Annotated in this window: 8 protein-coding genes; 1 reads left to right on the top strand and 7 read right to left on the bottom strand. The window is 47.0% G+C overall.

Features of this window, described 5'->3' with window-relative positions:
* Nucleotides 1-13 precede the first annotated feature (13 nt).
* On the top strand, nt 14-286 hold the full coding sequence (locus LJ740_RS11745; protein ID WP_229529282.1) for a SemiSWEET transporter: 273 nt from the start codon (nt 14-16) through the stop codon (nt 284-286).
* On the opposite strand, the gene LJ740_RS11740 is transcribed toward LJ740_RS11745, so the two are convergent.
* Genes LJ740_RS11740 through LJ740_RS11710 form a run of 7 tightly spaced genes read right to left on the bottom strand, consistent with a single transcriptional unit; the run spans nt 281 to nt 22156 of the window.
* On the bottom strand, nt 281-1411 hold the full coding sequence (locus LJ740_RS11740) for a patatin-like phospholipase family protein (protein WP_229529281.1): 1131 nt from the start codon (nt 1409-1411) through the stop codon (nt 281-283). The two genes, LJ740_RS11745 and LJ740_RS11740, sit on opposite strands and share 6 nt — an antisense overlap.
* 18 nt (nt 1412-1429) lie before the next feature.
* Nucleotides 1430-3028, bottom strand: a complete 1599-nt coding sequence (locus tag LJ740_RS11735) for an HD domain-containing phosphohydrolase (protein WP_229529280.1) — start codon at nt 3026-3028, stop codon at nt 1430-1432.
* A gap of 9 nt (nt 3029-3037) precedes the next feature.
* Nucleotides 3038-5257, bottom strand: a complete 2220-nt coding sequence (locus tag LJ740_RS11730) for a CHASE2 domain-containing protein (protein WP_229529279.1) — start codon at nt 5255-5257, stop codon at nt 3038-3040.
* On the bottom strand, nt 5254-6102 hold the full coding sequence (locus tag LJ740_RS11725; RefSeq protein WP_229529278.1) for an MBL fold metallo-hydrolase: 849 nt from the start codon (nt 6100-6102) through the stop codon (nt 5254-5256). Before LJ740_RS11725 ends, LJ740_RS11730 begins: the two co-directional genes overlap by 4 nt.
* Nucleotides 6103-6116: 14 nt before the next feature.
* On the bottom strand, nt 6117-18161 hold the full coding sequence (locus LJ740_RS11720) for an Ig-like domain-containing protein (RefSeq protein WP_229529277.1): 12045 nt from the start codon (nt 18159-18161) through the stop codon (nt 6117-6119).
* Nucleotides 18101-20548, bottom strand: coding sequence for an Ig-like domain-containing protein (locus tag LJ740_RS11715; RefSeq protein WP_229529276.1), 2448 nt, complete (start codon nt 20546-20548; stop codon nt 18101-18103). The genes LJ740_RS11720 and LJ740_RS11715 overlap by 61 nt, the downstream gene beginning before the upstream one ends.
* Before the next feature lie 27 nt (nt 20549-20575).
* Nucleotides 20576-22156 carry a FecR family protein gene (locus tag LJ740_RS11710; protein ID WP_229529275.1) on the bottom strand — a complete coding sequence of 527 codons (1581 nt, stop codon included), beginning with the start codon at nt 22154-22156 and terminating at the stop codon, nt 20576-20578.
* Nucleotides 22157-22234 lie beyond the last annotated feature (78 nt).

The raw sequence follows: 22234 nt of genomic DNA, 5'->3' as shown, positions 1-22234 counted from the left end.
TGGAATAAAATTGATGATTGAAATTATTGGCTATGTAGCGGCAGTCCTGACCACTGCCTCCTTTTTACCCCAAGCCTTAAAAACTCTCAAAACCAGAGATACTAAGGCGCTTTCCCTGAGCATGTATTCGATTTTTTGTAGCGGAGTTTTACTCTGGTTGTGCTATGGATTGCTGATTGCGAACTGGCCTATTGTTGTGGCAAATGCGGTGACGTTTATGCTCGCCGGGTCCATCTGGATAGTGAAATTTCGGGCGGTGATAAAACGCCGTGCCGGAGGCTTATAACTCGAGAAACTTGCGGATCTCTTCCTGTCTTTTCAGGCCATCCTTGTAGCCTAACTGGATCAATTCGTTACAGAATTTACCTTCAAACATCAGGTAGCTGAGCAAACTGGATTCACCGGAGCGATTGACACCGATCAATCGCAGCAAGGCTTTAATCCCTCCAGGCATTTCTTCGTAATGCTTCCAGGCCAAATCCTGAATACTTTGCGATGGATTGATGATTAGGCAATCTACCGGTTTTAAATCAGTCAATTTTTTCTGTTTGGGTGTTAACAGGTTAAGAGTCTGATTGACCCGGCGCATGCGTTCGATATCGGACTCCAGCGCGTCGGAAAATATCGTATCTAACAGGTGACCGGCGACCTGGGCACTATTAAGTCGTTTGGTCAAATGTGGGTGCGGGTTATCGGGTTTGTCTTTGACCACACCAATGACCATGATTTTTCGGGCGCCCAGATGAATAGGAGCGCTCAATGGCGCAGATTCATGTATGGCGCCATCGCCATAATAATCTTCGCCTATTTTGACCGGTGGAAATACCAGTGGAATTGCAGAGGAGGCAAGTAAATGGTCGATTTCCAATCGGCAAGGTAGTCCCATGCGATGGTGCCGCTTCCAGCCAGCAATCGACTCCTTACCCTGAAAAAAACTCACGGCATTGCGCTCTGAATAACAGGAGGCTGAGATACAAATGGCATTGAGTTTCCCTGACATGATGTTGCGATCGATACGGGAAAAATCCATCATGCGTTTAATTAAGAACCGCAATGGTTGGTTGTTCAACAGGCTGCCTGGGCGTTTGCTAAAATAATCTGAGCGCCAGGAAGAGGCGTAGTTACGCAGTATGTACCCGGCGACTTCCGTAAACGAGGCATCATAGACCTGCGAGGTTTTAAAGTTTTTCCATACCCATTCCAGTTTTCTGACACCCAGGTGAAAACAGGAAGCGTAACAGGCCAGAGCGGTTGCATTAATGGCTCCGGCAGAAGTACCGCACAATACCGGAAAGGGCAGTTTGTGATTTCGTGGCAGGTACTGGGTCAGGGATTTCAAAACGCCTACCTGATACGCAGCTCTGGCACCACCGCCAGAGAGGATCAGGGCAAATTCATCGCGATCGGTCATGAGTCTGTGCCTGAATGACTAATAGACAAATCCCGGAATGTTATCCCAACTGACTTCATCCACCTGGTCGTCGCCAAGAAACGCGTCTGCATACTGTTGATAGACTTTTTCCTTCACAAAAATTTCGAACAGATCCGGATCGATATGTTGATCCTTACACATAAAGCCCATAATTTTCAGGCATTCACTCATTTTCTTAGCGGGTTTGTAGGGCCGATCTGAAGCGGTCAGGGCTTCAAAAATATCCGCGATTGCCATCATCCGGGCCGGGACTGACATCTGGTCCCGGGTAAGTCCTTTCGGGTAGCCGGTACCGTCCATTTTTTCATGGTGACCTCCGGCATATTCGGGCACTCTTTGTAGGTGTTTCGGAAACGGCAATGAATCCAGCATAGAAATGGTGATATCCATATGACGGTTAATGACCTGCCGCTCTTCGTTGTTGAGGGTGCCCCTTGCCACCTGCAGATTATAAATCTCTTCTTCGCTGAGCAGCGGTTGCGGTTCGCCATTGAGCTGAACAATGCGGGACTGACCGATATCGGCGATGCGCTGTTGATCATCCGGGGTCATAAACTCACCGCCGGTATTGGCTTTTTCCACAAACAGGTAGTCGTCAGTGATTTGCTGTAATTCCTGTTGCAGGGCGTCCTGGAGTAGCGTTTTTTCACTTTCCGTAGCCGAGGCTATTTTGCGCAGGTAGCTGAGTTCTGTGTCGCGTTTTGCCACTTCAAACCGGGTTTTAACCATGTCTATGCGATCAAAGACGCATTCCAGCTTTTTGGATTTATCCATAACGTATTCAGGCGTGGCAATCTTGCCGCAATCGTGAAGCCATCCTGCAATACTGAGTTCGTTCTTTTCTTCTTCGCTCATGTCAAAATCTTTGAGGGGGCCGTCACTGTAGCGGCATACGGCATCTGCGATCATCATGGTCAGTTCAGGAACCCGGCGGCAGTGCCCGCCTGTGTAGGGGGACTTTTCATCGATGGCCTGAGCGATAAGACGGGTGAATGACTGAAACAGATTTTCCATACTGTCTATCAATTGCCTGTTGGTTAACGCAACTGCGGCAAGTGAGGCGAGTGCTCTGATGGATTTTTCCACATCGGGTGAGAACGCAATAACCCGGTCCTGCTGGTCCTGAGCATTGATCAGTTGCAGGACCCCATTCAAATCCCCTTCGTGATTGGTCATGGGAATACAAAGTACTGACTGGGTGTGATAACCGGTTTTACTGTCCATAGTACGAGGCCCGGACAAATCGTATTCGGTCACCGAATAAACATCTTCAATATTGATTACTTTCTGAATGGCTGCGGAATGCGCCACCAACGCGGACGTATTCACCGTGCCGTCTTCTTTAAATATGGGGATTGCCGGGAAGGGAATGGGGGTACCTGATGAGCCGCCCATATACATTTCCATGCTGTCATTAAAAAGTGTGTCGAACTTTAATTGTTTTTCTGCGGTTACCCCATAAATGGTACCACCGTCGGCATTGGATAATCGTTTGGCTGCCAATAAAATCTTTTCCAGCAGTTTGGTGGTGTCATTTTCCGTAGACAACTCGATGCCAACATGTACCAATTCCAGTAACGTTTTATCGACTTCCATCAGGTGCTCCTACTTCGACGTGTGGGTGTAACTACCATCCCAGTCATCGGGTAATGTTTGGTCTTTTAGTAACTCAATGCGCTCTAAATACAAAGTGTAAAGGATATCTTTCGGGTTTGCTTCAGTAAGTTGCTTAAATTGCTCACTGGCTTGTTGCCATTGCTGCGCCAGGTAACTGTCATAGGCTTTGTGGTACGCCGTCAACTCTTGTTCAAAGGCGTCGTTTATACGCTCAGGGGCTATGGGTTCAACGATAGCAACGGCTTCATTTTTACCTTTTACTTTAACACGATCAATTCTGCGGTGGGGGATACCCTCACATTGGTTTATCGTAGCCTCACTGACCAGCAGTTCGACACCGTAGAATTTGGTCAGTCCTTCCAGTCTGGAGCCCAAATTTACCGCATCGCCTAAAACGGTGTAGGCTTTTCTGAAGGTGGAACCCATGTCACCGACGTTCATATCACCGGTATTGATTCCTATGCCAACCTTGACTTCCGGCAGTCCGTCCGCTTTAAACTCTTTTCGCAATCGGGCGGTTATGCGCAGCATTTCGAACGCCGTTTCGACCGCATTTTGGGCGTGTCTGGGGTCATCCAGCGGAGCCCCCCAAAATGCCATTACCATGTCACCAACATATTTATCAATGGTGCCCTGGTGCGTAAAGATGGTTTCGGTTATAGGATCGAAATACCGATTCAGTAGTAATTTCAGTTCATTTGCGGAGAGCTTTTCGGATATTGTGGTAAAGCTGCGAATGTCAGAAAACAGCACGGATAGTTCCTTCCGTTCCCCTTCCATGGAGACGCTGTCGGGTTCTTCCAGCATTTTGTCAATGTGGGCCGGTGGTACGTATTGATCAAAAATACCTTTGATTTGTTGACGCCGTTTATTTTCAGCGAAAAAACCGGTGCCTATGTTATACATCATGAGCAGCAGTACCAATAAGATCGACGAAGCCATTGGCAATGCGATATTGGCGTCTGTCCATAACAAAACATTGCCATAAATACTGCCACCCAGCGCAATAATGCCGGTAATTGCCATCCAGGAGGGTCCCAAAAGTGGCATCATTACAGCCAGGATGATACCCAGAATGATGATATAAAGGGCCACTGAGGCTTCCCACCAGTCGGGTCGATACTTCAGTATGCTGGGGTCTAACAAACCTTCCAGTACATTGGCATGGACTTCTACGCCAGGGAACTGCACACCCACAGGCGTTGAACGCAAATCCGCTAAACCTACCGCAGAGGTACCAATGAAAACCACCGAACTGTCAAAAATGTCCGGATTCTTGACCTGATTATTCAGCACGTCGATGGCAGATATATAAGGAAAGCTGAATTGTGGGCCGCGATAGGGTATTAACACCCGTCCTTCGGCGTCAGTGGGAATGAGCTGATTACCTATTTTGATGCCTTCGACATTAACCAGATTACCCGCTTGTTGTGTTTTAACTTCGATACTGTCTGCCAGTGCATAGAGTCTGGCAGCTTCCAGAGAGATGGAAGGCAGCAATTTGTTGCCATAACGCAACACTAATGGGCTGCGTCGAATAAATCCATCAGAATCAGGTGAGGAGTTCATGAAACCTTCACCTACGGAAGCATCGTGAAATTCAGGAATGCTGGATTCAAACCCGGAGTAATTGATGATACCCAGCTGAGCAGGAGGATGATCACTGCTGATGTTATGTGTGGGTAAGACACCACGGCGTAAATCACTTTGATTCAACAGATAGCTAAACATAACATCTGTGGCGTCAAAACTTTCCATGAATGCTTTATCACCATCCATTTCTTCGATTAAATTGACCACATCATTCAGCGCTAACGCTTTTTGGGCCAGCGCCTGGTGTACTTCCCGGGCAGGGTTGCGCTCCCGATCGGCAAATAACACGTCGAATACCACCACCACGGCTCCCATATCCGCCAGGTTATACACTAACTCTGCAAGTCGGGCTCTTGGCCAGGGCCAGCCAATAGCCTCCATGGTTTTGCCATCCAGATCAACTATGACGATGTCAGCAAACCCGGTAGAGCGATTGTCCAGTGTGGACTTTAAACGCAGATCAAAAATGAAGCCGTCGATACGATTGAATTGCAATGCCAGGGGAGTATTGGGATAGCGCGATACATAGAACTGCAACAAAAACACCAAAAACACCAGGCCGAAACCGGCCAGGATGGCTCTGCGATGTTCCCTGAGCGTTCTGAGCGCGGTCATGGTTTATCGAAATCGATACACATGCCTTCCCGCGCAGCAAACAGATCCAGATCGGATTGGGCGACTTCAATGACATCACGACAGTGGGTCTCCACCTTTTCAATATCCTTATCTGTGCGGATGTGGTCGTGACTGTAAAGTGCCAGTCTTTTCGCGCGGCTGGCCATAGCCAGTTTTACGGCTTCCTCTGCCACTGAATGCCCCCATCCGGATTTGGCTGGCATATCGGACAGCATATATTGGGCATCATGGATAATCAGGTCGGCTTTTTCCGAGAATGACACCCATTCTAAAAAATCGGTTTCTTTTTGATAGGGAGGATATAACTCATTATCTGTGATGTAGGCAATTTTGGCCCCGTCGGCTTCGATCAGGTAGGAGCTGCCACTACCTGGATGGTTCATAGAATGACGGGTAATAGTTGCGCTGTTGAGTTTCCAGCTGATTTGCTCTTTGGGATAACTGACAATTTGAATATCCGACTGCAATGAACTGTACTTTACCGGAAAGTAACTGCCGCCCATCTGTTTCAGAAAGGCTTCGGGTTCGTCCGGGGTTGTTAAACCCGGTGTCACAAAAATCTTGCGCCCTGGAATGTAAATGGGAACAAAGAAAGGAAACCCCTGAATGTGATCCCAATGATTGTGAGTGAGAAGCAGATGAATTTCCTTATCGGATTTGGCCAGTTTTTCTCCCAATTTTTTAATGCCGGTGCCAGCGTCAAGAATAATGTCGGTACCGTCATTCAGTTCAACGTGGCAACAGGCAGTATTGCCACCGTATATTACGTATTCAGGCCCGGGGGAGGGGATTGAGCCACGAACCCCATAAAATGTTAGTTTCATTAATTTTCTTCTTCTTATTGATAAGGGCCTGCCGCAATTGGGAATCTAACCGTAAAAAACTGCCATTGCTGGTCCACCTGGGTACTCCCTGTCACAAATACGTTACCCATAGAGTCTATGGCAATATCGCGCATCTTGTTGATTGGGGAATAGCGCCGTACCCCACCAAAATCACTTATTAAAGTACCGTTAGGTTTGTAGCGTAGCAAGGTAAATTCATTTTCAGTGTTCACTAATATGAATAGCGCACCAAAGGCGTCCACATTTACCGCTGTTGCCGTGTCGATTGATGATGAATCAATATCTGTAGTTAGTATTCCGGTCGAATTCCAGGACTCCGCCAGCGTGGCCTGATTATCCAGTGCGACGACCAACATGTCATCGTTTGATTCACCAACGGCATAGATGACGCCATCGCCATCTACAGTAACGTCAAAGAAACGCTGTTCAGAACTGGCTACCTGATATTCATAGATGCCATCACCGCTAAAGCTGCTATCCAGGGTTCCATCTGGTGAGAACTTAACGATCAGACCATCGATATCACCGCTATTATCGTAATAGCCAACTGCGACTAAACTACCATCTGAAGTAGACGTAATCGCCGTCAGATAACTATCGGAATAGCTGCTCAGTTCAATGGTGCCTGAGGACGAGTTGAAGCTGCTATCAAAACTGCCAAAGGGATCATAGCGGAAAGCCACTCCTATATTGTTGGTGCTACCTACTACATATAGGTAACCATCATCTGCCAGATACTGGCCACCTAACAGATCATTCGAACCACTAAGCAAATCAATTAGCCCCGTACCGTAGGATAAAATATCAATAACGGCATTGTCAGATGCGATTCGGGCGTTGTATATGTCGGTATTAAGGCTATTCAACTTCAGGCCGGATTTTGAATTAAGCTGCTTATTTTTACTTAAGGTGTTTTTAACTACTATATTAACATCGGCTTGACTTTCACCTGTGGCAAAATATTGTCCTGCGTTACTCACACTGAAACCATGGAATTGGCTGGATTCATTGTTTGGACTGTACATTTCAATGGCGTTGGCGGTTTGACCGTAGGAACCAAAACTATTGTCGCCATTGCCCGAATTATCAAATTTAGCGATGGCCATATCGTCGTCATAATCTGTGAGGTTTCGGCCATAGCCTGCCAATATCGGCCCTGAATAAGCATCCAGCGCAATCGCCAATGCGTGTTCACCGTAGCCATGGTCGAACACTATTTGATTATCGTGATTATTAACTTCGCCGATAGCAGACATAGTGACCAGGGTAAAATCATTGTTGGTGGTGCCAAAAAGCAATGCTTCGTCTGACGCTGTCAGTGCAAATCCGGCTATACTGCCCCAATTGAAAACTCCGTGAGAGAACTGCGTGCTCCCGGCATTGACAAAGCTACTGTCAAATACCCCATTTGAGGTGAGTTTGACCATGCTTTCCTGGCTACCGTATTTGGACACCTGTATCCACAAGTCGCCGCTACTGTCTGTTTGCATTGATGAGGTGGAGGTAGCTGAAATTTCATAGCTATTCAGCGCTAACAGGCCATCGTCATCAAAGCTGCTGTCCAGGCTGCCAGCGGCATTTACCTTAATAACAGAGGCGGTCTGGGAACTGGTATCTTTGCTCAGGATGTAAATGGAAGTCCCATCGGTGGCCCCTGTGAAACCCACATGCGCCGAGCCCTGGTCAAAGGTCTGAATACCACTGCTACCAAAACCTGTGTCTATCAGCCCGTCGGCATCCATTTTAATCAAGGCCGCTTTGTTGTAGGTGTCGAAATAGCCGCCAATCAGGTATATGTCACCTGAGTTTAACTGCACCATATCATAGACACTGAAGTTAGCATCGTTCAGCACTGTGTAGTTTACCCCTGCGTCAGCAGAGGAGATGTTGGTGCCCGCACCAAAACTATTATCATCGCTGCCATCGGCATTAAAACGGTACACCCAGGGATAAAAATTGCTGCCATCTTTGCCTGCTATTAAGAATGTATCTGTGGCGGAATGATATAAACCTTGTGACGGGGTTAAGCTGACACTCCCACCAAAATCTCTGATGCCATCAGAATCGAAGCCGCTGTCCAGTTCACCACTATTGGTTAGTTTGGCAAGATACAAATCATCTGTGCCGGTTTCAACGCCTGCAATCACCAGATCCTGACTTCCCAATCCGATAACATCATAGGGGGTAATGGAGGTAGATGCACCCGCATCTATTCGGACGTAGCCATGATCGCCAAAGGCGGTGTCGAAGTTGCCCTGGTCATCAGTTTTTATCACCACGAAATCTTTGTTGCTGTCATCCTGGCCGAGACTCCATCCGGCAATAAAGTAGTTGTTGTCACTGGCTTTGGTTATGTCGATTGCCTGATCCTGAGTTTTATTGCTGGTAGCGCGATATTCTCCTGTATAGTCACAAAACCCAAATGACGGTGCTGCCAGAATATAGTCAAACGTCACGGAAATATGCGCATCACTACCGGCATCCTCCGTATCAAAAATCAGCAATTGTCCCATGGCATCGGTGCGTAAAATCGTCGGCGTGTTGCTGACCCCACTGGACAAACTCAGGGTTTTAACACCACTGGTGCCATAACTGGTATCCAGTGTCCCGTCAGCAGAGATACGAATGATGCTGGTATTGGTACCTTGTTTCCCGGCGATATAGTAGTTGCCTCGGTAGTCGGGCACCATGCTGTAGGCAAAATCTGTGGATGCGCCATTAAGATCAATGATGTTTTCACCGGTTGACGAGTTAAAACTGCTGTCTTGTGCTACATCCCATTCTGAATTCGTATTATCCCAGGTGACGGTAAACTTATACAGGGCAAAATCATCGTCCTGGGTTCCGGCGACTATAATATTCCCGTCAATGTCAAAGGCGAGGTCGTAACCATACTCATCAGCGCTATCGTTGAAGTAAAATAGCGGCGCATAGCTCTCGGCGTTGGCAAAATCATTGTTGGAACCATCATCAACGCTGAAACGCGCCAGGATGATATCACTGTCGGTGTTATTGCTACCGTGAGCGATAACATAAATATTACCTTCACCGTCTTCGATGGCGGCTTCCGGATTGACATCATCAATCCCGTAAATACTCAGCGCAGAGCCACTGTTAAAGCTGCTATCGATACTGCCCCCGCTATTTAACTGCACTGCGATAAGCTTATAGTTACCACTTTCAAAGGATTGGCCAACTAAGGTGATATCTGCATTGTCGTGGACCAACACTTCTGCCAGTAAGTCATTGCCACTGAAACCACCGGCATCAAGGGTATGAATGCCGTCTGTACTAAAATTGTTATCCAGCGAGCCATCACTGTGTAGTGCCATCACTGCGAAATCGTAATCTGAGGCGCCTGCGGCATTGGTATGTCCGGCAATGATCAATCCGTTGTCGGGACGGACTTTGACACTGATGGCGACATCATCAGCTCCCCCGAAATCATAGGTTTTCACAGCTCCTGAATTGAAAGCACTATCTGTGGTGCCGTCTCTGAGTAGACGGGTTACAGCAAAGTCGCCATCAGAGGTGCCCACCACCACAATGTTGCCGTAATTGTCTATTACGGCGTCATAAACCACTTCGGTTGTACCACCAAAATCAAAGTCCAGATTATTGCTGGTGGCAAATTCTTCGACCACAGTCAGATCGAATGTCACTGAGTCTGAATCAAAACCATCGGTGGAACTAAAGGTAATGGTGGTTGTGCCTACATCACTGGTAGTTGGTGTGCCAGTCAGGGTGGCAGTGATGCCATCAATGGTGTTCAGTGTCATCCATGCAGGCTCTCCGGAAATACTGAAGGTTTGATTTTCTTCATCGTGATCAAGTACTTTAAAGGTTTGACTGTAACTTTCCCCTGCCTGTGCATAAGCTGCCGGTATGGTGCATACATCCGGAGTAAAGTTCGCGCGTTTAATGGTAAGTGATGCTGTACCCTGAGTCGTGTAGGTGCCATCGGACACCTGATAAACAAAGGAGTCTGATAAGTTATTGCTGCTGTTGTGCTCATAACTAAATGAGCCATCTGCATTTAATGTAAAGGTACTGGCATAGGCCGGGTTACTGACAATGGATGCAGTCAGTGAGTCAGCGTTGGGGTCGGTATCATTGGCCAGCACGCCTACGGTACTTTCCACCGTTGCGCTAATTCCACTGACGGAAAGCAGGGTGTAGTTATCATTAACTGAAACCGGCGAGTTATTGGTGACGGTAATGGTGATGCTGCCAGATGCTGAGCCGCCATTGCCATCGGATGCCGTGTAACTGATGGTGTCTGTCGTCGCAGCGCCAGCCGGAGCGGTATAGTCCAGAGTCGTACCGGAACCCGTGATACTGACATTCCCGTTGGTGGCTGAAGCACTGCTGATGGTCAATGGATCACTGTCACTGTCACTGTCATTACTCAATGGGGATAAGGTGACAGTAGTGCCTTGTTCGACGGTATCAATATCGTTTTGTACAACAGGAATTGCGTTCACATTGATGGTAATAGTGCCTGAATCTGTGCCGCCATCTTCATCTTCTACAATGTAGGTAATAAAGTCCTGATTACCTGTGAGTGCTGATTGTAATGTGGCGGTATAGCTGACGGTTCGGTCACCGGACTCAATACTGGCACTGCCGGCAGAACCGCTGACACTGGTGAGTATCAAAGCACTGTTTGCGGATTCTACATCTGTATCATTGTCTAATGGTGAAATAGACAGGGTGGCGAGTTCATTAATGGTGATACTGTCATTTACTGCTGTTGGGCGATTGGTCACGGTAAAGCTGATGCTGGCGCTGTCGGTTAAGCCATACGCATCCGTTATCTGGTAAGTTATGGTGGCGGCACCGGCAGTTGGATTAGAATAGGAAATCTGACTGTCGTTGGGTTTTATCGCCGTACCTGCAGAGGCATTGACACTGGTTATCACAAAGCTATCACCATCGGCATCGGAATCATTGCTCAATGGGGAAAGTGTGTGAGATTGATCTTCCAAACCCGAGAAGCTGTCATTCACTGCATCGGGTGCATTATTGATGGTAATACTTATGCTGGCACTGTCAGTACCGCCATTACCGTCTGAAATAGTATAACTGATGGTGTCCGAGCCGGTACTGGCAGTAGCTGTATAATCAATATTAAGCCCACCATTGGAGATCACAGATGTGCCTACGCTGGCGCTGGAGGAGGTAATTACGAGGGAATTGCTGTTGGCGTCTGTATCATTACTTAATGGTGTCAGGTTGTTCACTGAACTGGGGGTAACGACATAACTGTCGTTATTGGCTACAGGGGCGATATTACCTGCTGTAATTGCGTTGAGGAAAATAACTCCTGTATCACTGCCACCGTATTCGTCAGATATTGCGTAATTAATCGAATTGGCACCTGCCGTGGCAGAGGTAAAAGACAGACTTAAACCGTCGCCACTGATTACCGCACTTCCTGAAACACTGGATGCGGCCGTAATGGTCAAACTGTCTCCATCGGCATCCGTGTCATTACTCAGCGGAAACAGGCTTGCAGCTGTGCCTACCGTGACATCTGACAGGTTATCATCAACTGCCACCGGCGCAGAGTTGGGCACAAGATTAACGGTTAAGGTTGCGCTGTCTGTACCGCCATTACCGTCACTGACAGTATAAGTCACCGTTTCAGTCGCCGTCAGTGAAGCAGGAGCGTTGTATTCTATTGCAGCATTGTCGCTGCTGATATTAAAGCCGGAAGCCGTTGTGGATAGGCTGGTGATAGTCAGTGGGTCACTGTCGGCGTCAGTATCATTACTAAGTACCTGGTAACTGTATATATGGCTACCTACAGCGTTGACCGTATCATTGTTGGCAATTGGGGCATTATTGGCACTATGCACCGATATATAGCTTGAGAAAGTCGTTGTATTAACTCCGTCACTAACGACTAGTTTCATCTGAACTGTACCGCTAAACGAAGTAGCAGGTGTATAAGTGATGGTTTCATCGGTATTGATGATAACTGTGCCTGAAGCCACTTCCACGTCAATTAAGGTGACTGGATCAGACTCAGGGTCGGTTACGTGGCTTAATATGTCAAAATTAGCAACCGTATTTAACGTTGTCGAAAACCCTGGCTCTGTGAATACCGGTTCCTGATTGAAGCTTATTGAATTTGGCGCTCCAGGAATCATTTCTCGCGGCTCGTAAAACCTTATTTTGGGAATTTCTCCTTCGATGGAATATTTGTCTAATACGGGGGGATTAACATAGTAACCCTGGTAAACGTCATGTACCTGGTAATCTAAAACCCAGATTCGGTCACCAACAATCTTAATAGGGTGCCAATTTCGTGCTTGCCATATAAAACAGTTTTGGTCATTGGAGTTTGTACATTGAGAATGTCGATATTTGAAAGCGTCATTAGAGCTTAGGTTGCTTAATGAATTGATTGTAACTATACCTGAATTATCTACCAACCATTGATGATCATAATCTAAAGTTGCGATGTTATTTTCATTATCAAAAAAAGCAAAAATTGACTTTGCCCAACCAGAATTATCGAAGTAAAGCCCATTACCAATTGATTGATTGAGTTGGCCGTCAGAATCGTAATTGTGAGGATTGCTCAGGCTTTCACTTCTTTCTAAGTAAAAACTTTCTATTATCGAAGTAACTTCAGAAGCAGAAGGCGATTCAGGGACTAACCAATAGCTAAGTGTTGAAAACTTGCCGAATGATATTTCAGCTTCTGCTACAAGCGTATTTTCTTCTTCGCTGTGGTCCAACCATTTATAAACAGCAGTTTCATTGTTTCCAAAGTCAGCACTTATGGAACCATCGGATTCCAATGACCAAGTGAAGCTTCTTCCTGTCACTGTGCAACTTGCGCTACCATCATTGCTTCCTACACTATTTTCTATGAAATTACATTCATCACTCACAAAAATAGAGTTGTCAATGATAGGTAAATAGATGGTACCGAGAAAATCTGAGGAATCTAAGGTCAAAAAATCAAACTTTCCGATATCAAGCATTTGCGTTGATTCACCACTAATTTCGATCACTACACCGTCGTTTGCTGACGTGATCTCAGGATAAGTATCGCTATCTATCTGGAATGATTGGATGTAATTAACATTCACATCATAAAAGTATCCTTGAAGATTGTACGCATCAAGCTTATGACTAAGTGTTGTAATTGTGACAGGTACGTAAAAATCGTTATAAGCTAAATAATAGGCATCAGCCTCTGCTTTGGTTATTACGCCTAATGCTCCGTCGTTATTTGCCTGATCGTCCAGATCGTAAACATTGTAATATACGTAGCTTGTCTGAGGGGAGTCAAAGTTTACCGTTACAATTCCGTTTGATCCTATATCCCATGTGATTGAATCTGATAGTAAAAAATGGGAGCTAGAGTAATTTCCAACACCAGAACTTTGGAGGTCATAAATTATCCCATTTTCATTTCCATTGGATAAAGCGGAGTTATGAGTAGGGTGCCGGGTTATCAGCAAATACTCGGTTTTATCCGCAAAGTCATTCTCGATGTCCGTTTCACCAAAATAAACCAGGTTTGGCGTAGTCAGGTTCAGGTCATCGGGCGCAAAACTATAGGTGACGCCGTCAATGACATAATAAAGTTGCGCAATATTCGTTTCACCAGAGGGGTAAACGAACTCAAATGCACCATCGGCATGGCGTGCAACTACATGGGTTTTACCATCTACCTCATAATAAACAGCGGACACTTCTTCGCCAAACAGCACCTTAAAGTCACTGCCGTCAACGCTAATTACAAAGTCATCGACGTTGGAGTCGTCAAAATTGTAACTGCCACTGAAAATGGGGAGGGTTACAGCCACACTGATAGTGGCGCTGTCTGTACCAGTGCGTCCATCTGAAATCGTATACGAAATGGTGGCAGTTCCCTCAAAACTTGCCGGTGCGGTGAAGTCCAGCTCGGTATTGGTGTCGTCGATTTCCACCTCACCCACATCGGTACTGGCAGAGATAATGGTTAACAGATCGCCGTTCTCATCAGTATCATTATCCAGCGGGAACAGGGCTGTTTGAATACCGCTGAATGCGGTGTCGTTGTCATTATTGGCCACAGGCGCGACATTTTCGGTTAACACGGAAATGACACCAACAGGGTATACCCGATTGATACCGTCAGAGACTTCAAGATAAAAATCCACATCACCAATGAAATCCACTTCCGGCACATAGCTCAGACTATTGTCTGAATTAATCGTTAGCGTGCCTGTATTGGCCGACGCAGACAATATTGTCAGTGCATTCGCCTCAGGATCAGCAAAGTTGCTAAGCATATTCAGGTTGCTGACAGGGGTATTGATATCGGTGTTAAAATCAACCATATGCCAGACGGGTTCCTGATTGAAATTAATGCTATCAGGGGCTCCCGGAATTTGGCTATTGAGTTCGTAGTAGTTGATACGCGGGCTGATGTGCTCTTCGTAACTGACCACGCCATCAAAAAATGGGCCTTCAGGGTTCATTTTCACCATTTCCCACACCCACAATCTGTCACCACTGACAGCGATCGGGTACCAGACTCTGACTTCCCAGGCAAAACAACTGGCATCATCGCTATCTGTGCATTGATCGTAGGCATAACTAAATGCATTGCCACTGCTCAGGGAGGACAGGCTGGAGATATGTATGGCACCACTGTGCAATTCCCAACGACGATCTGTGTCTGTCAGAGTTGTGCCGACAAACTCAAAGCGGCTGCTAAGGTTTTTGCCAAGGCCACTGTCGTCAAAGTAGAAACCAAAGGTTTCGTCGATTTTAATGGATTTATCCGTGTCTCTGGCATCAGGGTTAGACTTGCTAAAGGCACTGTCAAAATAGTGATTGGATAGCAGGCTGGTGGTTTCGGTATCTGAAATGGTTGCAACAGATAGCCAGTACACATGGGTACTGTAGTGCTGCTGTTCTGTACCTGTGCCAACCGTCAATTCAACCGAAAAGGTGTTTTCAACGGCTAAATCGTCCAGCCAGCGATAAGCCGCACTGATCTGATTGCCAAAATCCAGGGTCAGCACATCGCTGGTGATACTCCAGTTGAATTCCTGACCACTATGGGTGCAGGTGCCCATTCCGGTCTTGGGCGTTTGCGCAGATTCTGAGAAATAACAAAAATCAGCAATAAAACCCTCAAACTCATCGTTGTCAATTAGCGGAACATCTGTTGCGATACCGGCGGCCAGATCGTCATAGGTTAGTTTTTGAATTTTTAGTGAGTCAATATCCCACAACTGTCGCGTTTCTCGCTCAGTGGGGAAGTCAGGTGTCACACCGGCGTCAGCGCTGGTTATTTCCGGTATTTCACTGCTGTCGATGCGGAAGTTGAGATACAAATCTATTTCTGCATCAACAAATATTCTGTTGTCCCGTAAAAAGCGGAATACCTGACGGGCTTCAGTGAGATACACAGATACAATCGCATCACTGTGTGCGGCAACATAGGCGTCGGCCTCGGCTTTAGTTATGACATGCAGTGCCACCCCGTCAGAATCATCATCGTCAAGGTCATAGACGTTAAACTGTGCAGTAAATTCTTCAGCGTTAATAAACTGAATATCCAGTTCACCGTCAGTTTCTTGCCAGGTTACATTCAGATCATAGTCTGCGCCCCGGACCATCCCGGTACCACCGACATTTAAGATGTAATGCTCACCGTTTTCGACACCCAACCTTAAAGGGCCAGTGAATGATTGTTGCCGAACATAAAAGTCGTGACTGTCAATTCCAATAAAATCATCGTTAAGTGATGCAGGTGGCCCAAAGGCAACATTGGCATTGCCGTTGTTTAGGTTAGAAACGGTAAATGAGTACTCGATACCGTTGATGGTGTAGTAAACCGTATTGATTGTGGCAGGCAACACAAAATCTCTTGGTGCAGAGGATTTAATGCCGCCGAATTGTTTCGCGCTTTTATCGGACGTACTGGTTCCTTCGATGGTGAGCTCAAATACGCCTTCATCATTGGCAGCAACAGAGACAAAACTGCCGTCTTCCTGATAATAGACAGCATCGACATCTTCACCAAATGTCACTGTGTAGTCATTTCCATCTGCACTGGCTGTTACATCGGAGTTGCCATCGCCGTCGGTATCAAACTCACCTTCCAGAGTTCGTTGTGCAATAGATATGGAGGCGGTTGATGATGCCGTTGCCCCGGAGGGATCACTGATGGTATAGCTCACAGAATCCGTTGTTGTGGTATCCGATGGAGCGGTATAGCTTATGAACGACTCATCATTGCTGATAGTTACCGTACCAAGGGTGGCTGATGCTTGTGTAATAGACAGCGTATCACCATCGACATCTGAATCATTGGCCAGTACATCCAGCTCTGTTGTTTCACCAGCGAATACGTCAAAACTATCACTGTTGGCCACAGGTGTCGTGTTTACGTTGTTCACTGTCACTGTAATGGTGCCCGTGTCAGAATCAGTCCCATCCGTTACTGTGTAACTGATGGTGTCGGTGCCGGAGAAATTCGTTTCAGCGGTATAGGTCAAAGATTGGGCATCGGTTGAGATTGTAACGACACCATTTTGGGCTGAGGCCGCAGAGATACTTAAATCATCACCTTCCACATCACTGTCGTTATCCAGTGGCGTAAGGGTGATAGATTCGCCCTCGTCAACTGTGGCGGTATCATCTGTAGCGATAGGGGCATCGTTAACGGCGATAACGGTAATTGAAATTCTTGCGGTGTCACTGGCATTGCTGCTATCAAACAAGGTATAGCTGATTCTGGCTGAACCATTAAAATCTGTCTCCGGGGTGAAGGTAACACTATTGTCAGCATTGACTACCGAAGTACCGTTAGTGGTGGTGATTATTTCTATGGTTAAGGGGTCATTTTCTGCATCACTGTCATTGGCCAGCGGGGAGACGGTTACAGATGTGTCTTCGTTAGTGGACGCACTATCATTTCTGGCGTCTGGTGCGTCATTGACTGGAGTTACGGTGATCGTAATAGTGGCGCTATCACTGTTACCCTCTGTGTCGGTAGCAGTGTAAACAATACTGGCAGTGCCGAAAAAGTTTTCTTCAGGGCTGTAAATGATAGTCTCTGATGCGGTGACTTCTGCAGAACCATTGGTTACCGAGTTAATTGTTACACTCAGCGAATCGCCGTCTTCATCCGTGTCGTTTTCCAGTGGTGAAATCTCCACGGCGGTGTCTTCATTGGTCGATACACTGTCATCTTCAGCGACAGGGGCATCCTGAACGTTATTGATCGTGATGCTAATGGTGGCTGTGGCCGTTTCACCATCGGGATCTGAAATAGTGTAGGTGACAGTGTCTTCGCCCGGCGTGTCTGGCGCTGTGTAGGTGATATCCGTGTCCGAGAAACTGACATCCCCGGAAGTGGCCTGGGCACTGATTATACTCAGTGAGTCGCCATCAACATCGGAGTCATTGTCCATGGGAGTCAGAGTAATAGTTTCTTCTTCAGCGACAGAAATTTCATCATCCTGCGCTTGTGGGGCATCGTTTACGGCGGTCACTGTAATAGTAATTGTGCCATTGGCACTGTTGCCACCCGGATCGGTAATACTGTATATGATACTGGCTGTGCCATTAAAATCTGTTTCAGGGGTAAACTCGATTGCCGCTTCTGATGTTATTTGCGCGCTGCCTTCGGTTACCGAGACAATCGCCAGAGTTAACGGATCGCCGTCCGGGTCAGAGTCATTTTCCAGGGGAAGCAAGGTGATGGCTGTGTCTTCCGCTGTCTGAGCGCTGTCGTCGACTGCCTCAGGGGTATCATCCACATTGGTAATTGTAACGCTGATAGTGGCACTGGCCTGCTCGCCTTCTGTATCAGCAATGGTATAAGTGATCGTGTCTGTGCCAGGCTCTTGTGGGGCAACATAGGTAATGCTGTCTGCCGAAAAGGTGAGTTCTCCGGTTAATGCCGTGGCCGCAATAATGCTAAATGACGTACTGTCTATGTCTGAGTCGTTTTCTAATGGTTGAAATACCAGGGTTTCGCGTTCAGCGATGCTAAAGCTATCGTCCTGGGCCACCGGGGGTCGTTAACCGGAACAACGTTAATGGTGATCACACCATCGGCAGAAGCGTCTGAGGGGTCCGTGATTCGGTAGGCCAATGTAACTGTGCCGCTGAAATTTTCTTCCGGTATATAAGTAATGCTGGTGGTTGAAGCCAGTTCCGCTGTCCCGGCGCTTACTGAAATAATACTCAGTGTTAATATATCGTCATTCGGGTCGCTGTCGTTGTCCAGTGGCGAGATAACCACCGGTGTATCTTCATTGGTTTCTACCAGGTCATCAACCGCTACCGGCGGAGCGTTTGATGGCAACACCGTGATGATAATCGTTCCCTGGGTTATGCCACCCAACGAATCAGAGGCAGAATAATTAATGCTGACTTCGCCATCAAAATCGGTTTCAGGGGTGAATATGATATCTGTCTCCGCGGATACTACGGCGTTACCGGAGGACACGGAGTTGATGATAACGGACAAAGTATCCCCATCAGGATCACTGTCGTTTTCAAGAGGCGTAATAGTGACGGGCGTATTTTCATCAGTGGTGGCGGTATCGTCATTAACCACCGGGGCGTCGTTAACCGCAACCACCTCGATAGTTACCGTTGCCTGTGAAGTGCCGTCAGCAAAAGCCAGCTGATAACTGAAAGCATCGGTACCGTTGAAGTTCTCGTCAGGCGTGTAGCTAAAACTGCCATCGCCATTGAGGTTTAAATCTCCTGACTGTGTACCAGATAAAACGGTAACACTGACCTGATTACCTGTGATATTGTCGTCATTGGTCAGTACACCCGAAGCCGCATCCACCAATAAAGGTTCATCTTCGTTGATGCTGTAAAAGTCATCTTCTGCAATCGGCGATTCGGGCTGGCTTAGTACTTCAATCAATACTGTAGCTGTTGCAGTTTCACCCTCACTGTCAGCAACCTGATAGCTGAAGCTGTCTGAACCGAAAAAGTCAGGGGCGGGAGTATAAGTGAACGTCCCGTTTGATTGCAGGCTGACGGTTCCATTACCCGGTTGGCTGAGCAGTGTTGTTGTCAGCCCGGAAAATCGCTGCTCGCCCGGTAGGTCGGCGTCACTGTCATTAGCCAATACACCTTGCGTTGGGTCGGTAACCGATAAAACATTATCTTCATTAACCTGGTAAGTGTCATTCGCTGCCACAGGTAGGTCATTAACTGCAGCGACTGCAATGGTCACCGTTGCCGTATCGGTTGCGCCATTACCGTCATCTAGCTGGTAACTAAAGCTGTCAGTACCAAAAAATTGTGCATTTGGCTGGTAGCTAAATGAACCATCCTGGTCCAGAGACAAAGTACCATTGTCTGGCAAGCGACTAACACTGGTGCTGAGGCTGTCGCCGTCTATATCTGAGTCATTGCTCAATAGTCCATTGTTGGCTGACACTGACAATATTGCATCTTCAGCCACCTGAAAACTATCGTTATTAGCCGTTGGTGCGTCATTAACAGGACGAACTGTAATACTGACTGTACCTATTTCTGAGCCGCCCTGGGGATCATTAACGACATAGGTAAAACTGTCTTCGCCATTGAAATCAGGGGCTGGTTGATAGCGAAAGTCCCCATTTTCACTGAGCGTTACTTCGCCATTGTTTGGGGAAAAGTTTAGTTCAGCGGTGAGGGGTTGTTCCTCCGGATCGCTGTCGTTGCTCAGCACATTGCCCGTTACGCTGCTGTCTTCGTCGACACTGATGTTTTCAGATACTACTTCAGGATCTTCGTTGTTCAGTGCTTCAATGCGGAATATCTGACTGTAGGCACTTTCACCACTGGTATCTGTGCCGGTGATCAGGCCAAAAAGCCCCAGCTCGTCATCGATATCCTCTATTGTTTGAGAGGTTGCGCGCAAAGCACGAAATGTGACACTGTCGGGCAGGCTATCAATATTATTAGGGCTGATTTCAGCTTCTGAGGCGACGTACAAATTATACAGGCTGTAGCCACTGAGTCCTGACCAGTTTATTTCGATAGAGCCAAAGGTACGGGTGATCTCAATGCCGGATATTTCCGGTGGCGTCCAGCTAAAGCGCACACTGTCGATGACGCGCTCACTGCCATTTTTGATGACCACAATTTGCGCCTGATGACTGCCAATACTGAGATTGTAATCACGCGGGTTTATCCCGGCATCAGTAAAGGATTCAGTGTTGCCACAATTGTTGCACACGGTTATCTGACGGGCGGCGTTACCGTCAAAACGCAAGCGCACCGAACCAATTCCATCGGGGTCTTCCACTTTACCGGAAAACAGCAGGTTCCCATTAAAGGTATGATTATCACCGGGATAACGAAATTCACCAGTGGGAGCCGCAGCGGCTATTGAACTGAACAGGCATAATAAGCTGAAAAGGAAGTAACCAGTTTTGTTTAATTGCATAAGTTTCTGCATCATTACCACCCTTCATTATTCCCTTATTAAGAAGTTGCCGCTTACTCTGTTACCGCCCTGAGTTAAGCTAAAGTTTCCATTTAATACATCACCTTCATTGGCAAAAAAGGCTGAAATGTCACCCGTTCCTACTTGTACGGAATTGGGAATGCCGGGTTGACCATAGGTGACACGGGTCATATCTAATTCCAGATCCGATTCAACAATCACGCCCTGGAATGCGGCATCCCAATTGCCCCCGTTATCTTCAACGGATAAATTTCCTTCACTGAAAGAGGTATCAAAGTTCACTCCAATACTGACATTGAGGTTACGTGGATTCTGATTGCCCGATAAAGAACTACTGATCAGCGTCGAGTAGGTAGCCGAACCGGTTCTGGCTGCAATGATCTCAGGGGAAACCCGTGTGTTATTGTCGATAACCTGTTCGATCTCTTCATCTCTGAGCTGTTCAGTTTCATCATTGAGTGGCGAGGTTTCGTTGCCCAATCCCGTTGATTGAGTATTAGTGTTTGTATCCAGTGATGGTGTGCCGTCCGATGTGGTGTCTATAGAGCCGGAATCGCTGCCGCCGGATGTTGTGCCCGAGCCTTGCTGATTGTTGTTGCCGGAAGAGCCGCTGCTCTGTTCTGAACCTTGTTGAGCGCCGGAAGAATCATCACTGCCATCTCCGGAAGTATCATTGTTTTCTGTATCTGATTCACTATTACTGCCGCTATCGTCAGAACTGTCATTGTCGTTGTCCTGTGATTGCTCTGAATCGTCGCTTTCATCAGAACTATCAGATTCGTCAGATTCATCGGATTCGTCAGATTCGTCAGATTCGTCAGATTCGTCAGATTCGTCAGATTCGTCAGATTCGTCAGATTCGTCAGATTCGTCGGATTCGTCGGATTCGTCGGATTCGTCAGATTCGTCAGATTCGTCAGATTCGTCGGATTCGTCAGATTCATCGGATTCCTCTTCATCTTCTGGTTCAGACGAATGGCCTTCTGAGAAATTTTCCGGTGGCGCAAGTAATTCCGTGACTTCACCGTTCTCATCAATTTGTGCATAGGAGTAATCTTCACCTTCGCCTAATGAGACCTCGTTATTGCCACCGCCAACGTCAACATTGACATCGACTGCACCATCCCAAACGGCGATAAAAACTTCTCCCTGAATGATTTCAATTTCGTAGTGGGTACCCCGAATACCTATAGAACCCACCGGCGTTTTCAGTTCATATTGGCCATTATTGGATTTAATGGCTCCGGTTACCGAACGCAGTCCGCCTTCTACTAACTCCAGTACCGCGGAGTTACCATCCTGATTTTCCTGATATTGATACTCAGAGATGAGTAACGTGGTGTTTTCTTTAAGTGCCAGTAATGTACCGTCAGTCATGCGAAACTGTGCTTTGCTTTTTTCTGCTGTGGTCACGGTATCGACATTGTAAATCGGCGCCCGTCGTTTCAGTTTTCGTTGCTCAGCCTCTTCCTCGTAAGCTTTCACATCACCTCGGGCTATCATGGTCTTGCCTGCAGGGCTTAGGGCCAATGACGGATGGGAACTGATACACAGGGAAAGGGCAATTAACGACAATTTAAAACGCATGCGCTGAATCTCACATTTAATTTTCCAAAACCTTCACTATTTATTGGGTAAACAGGCCAGTGGTTTTGGACTGGCTAT

It is taken from the genome of Planctobacterium marinum, from assembly GCF_020687805.1.
GTDB classification, from domain to species: Bacteria; Pseudomonadota; Gammaproteobacteria; order Enterobacterales; family Alteromonadaceae; genus Planctobacterium; species Planctobacterium marinum.
The sequence above is the reverse complement of the archived record's forward strand: the minus strand, read 5'-3'. Positions and strand labels throughout refer to the sequence as shown.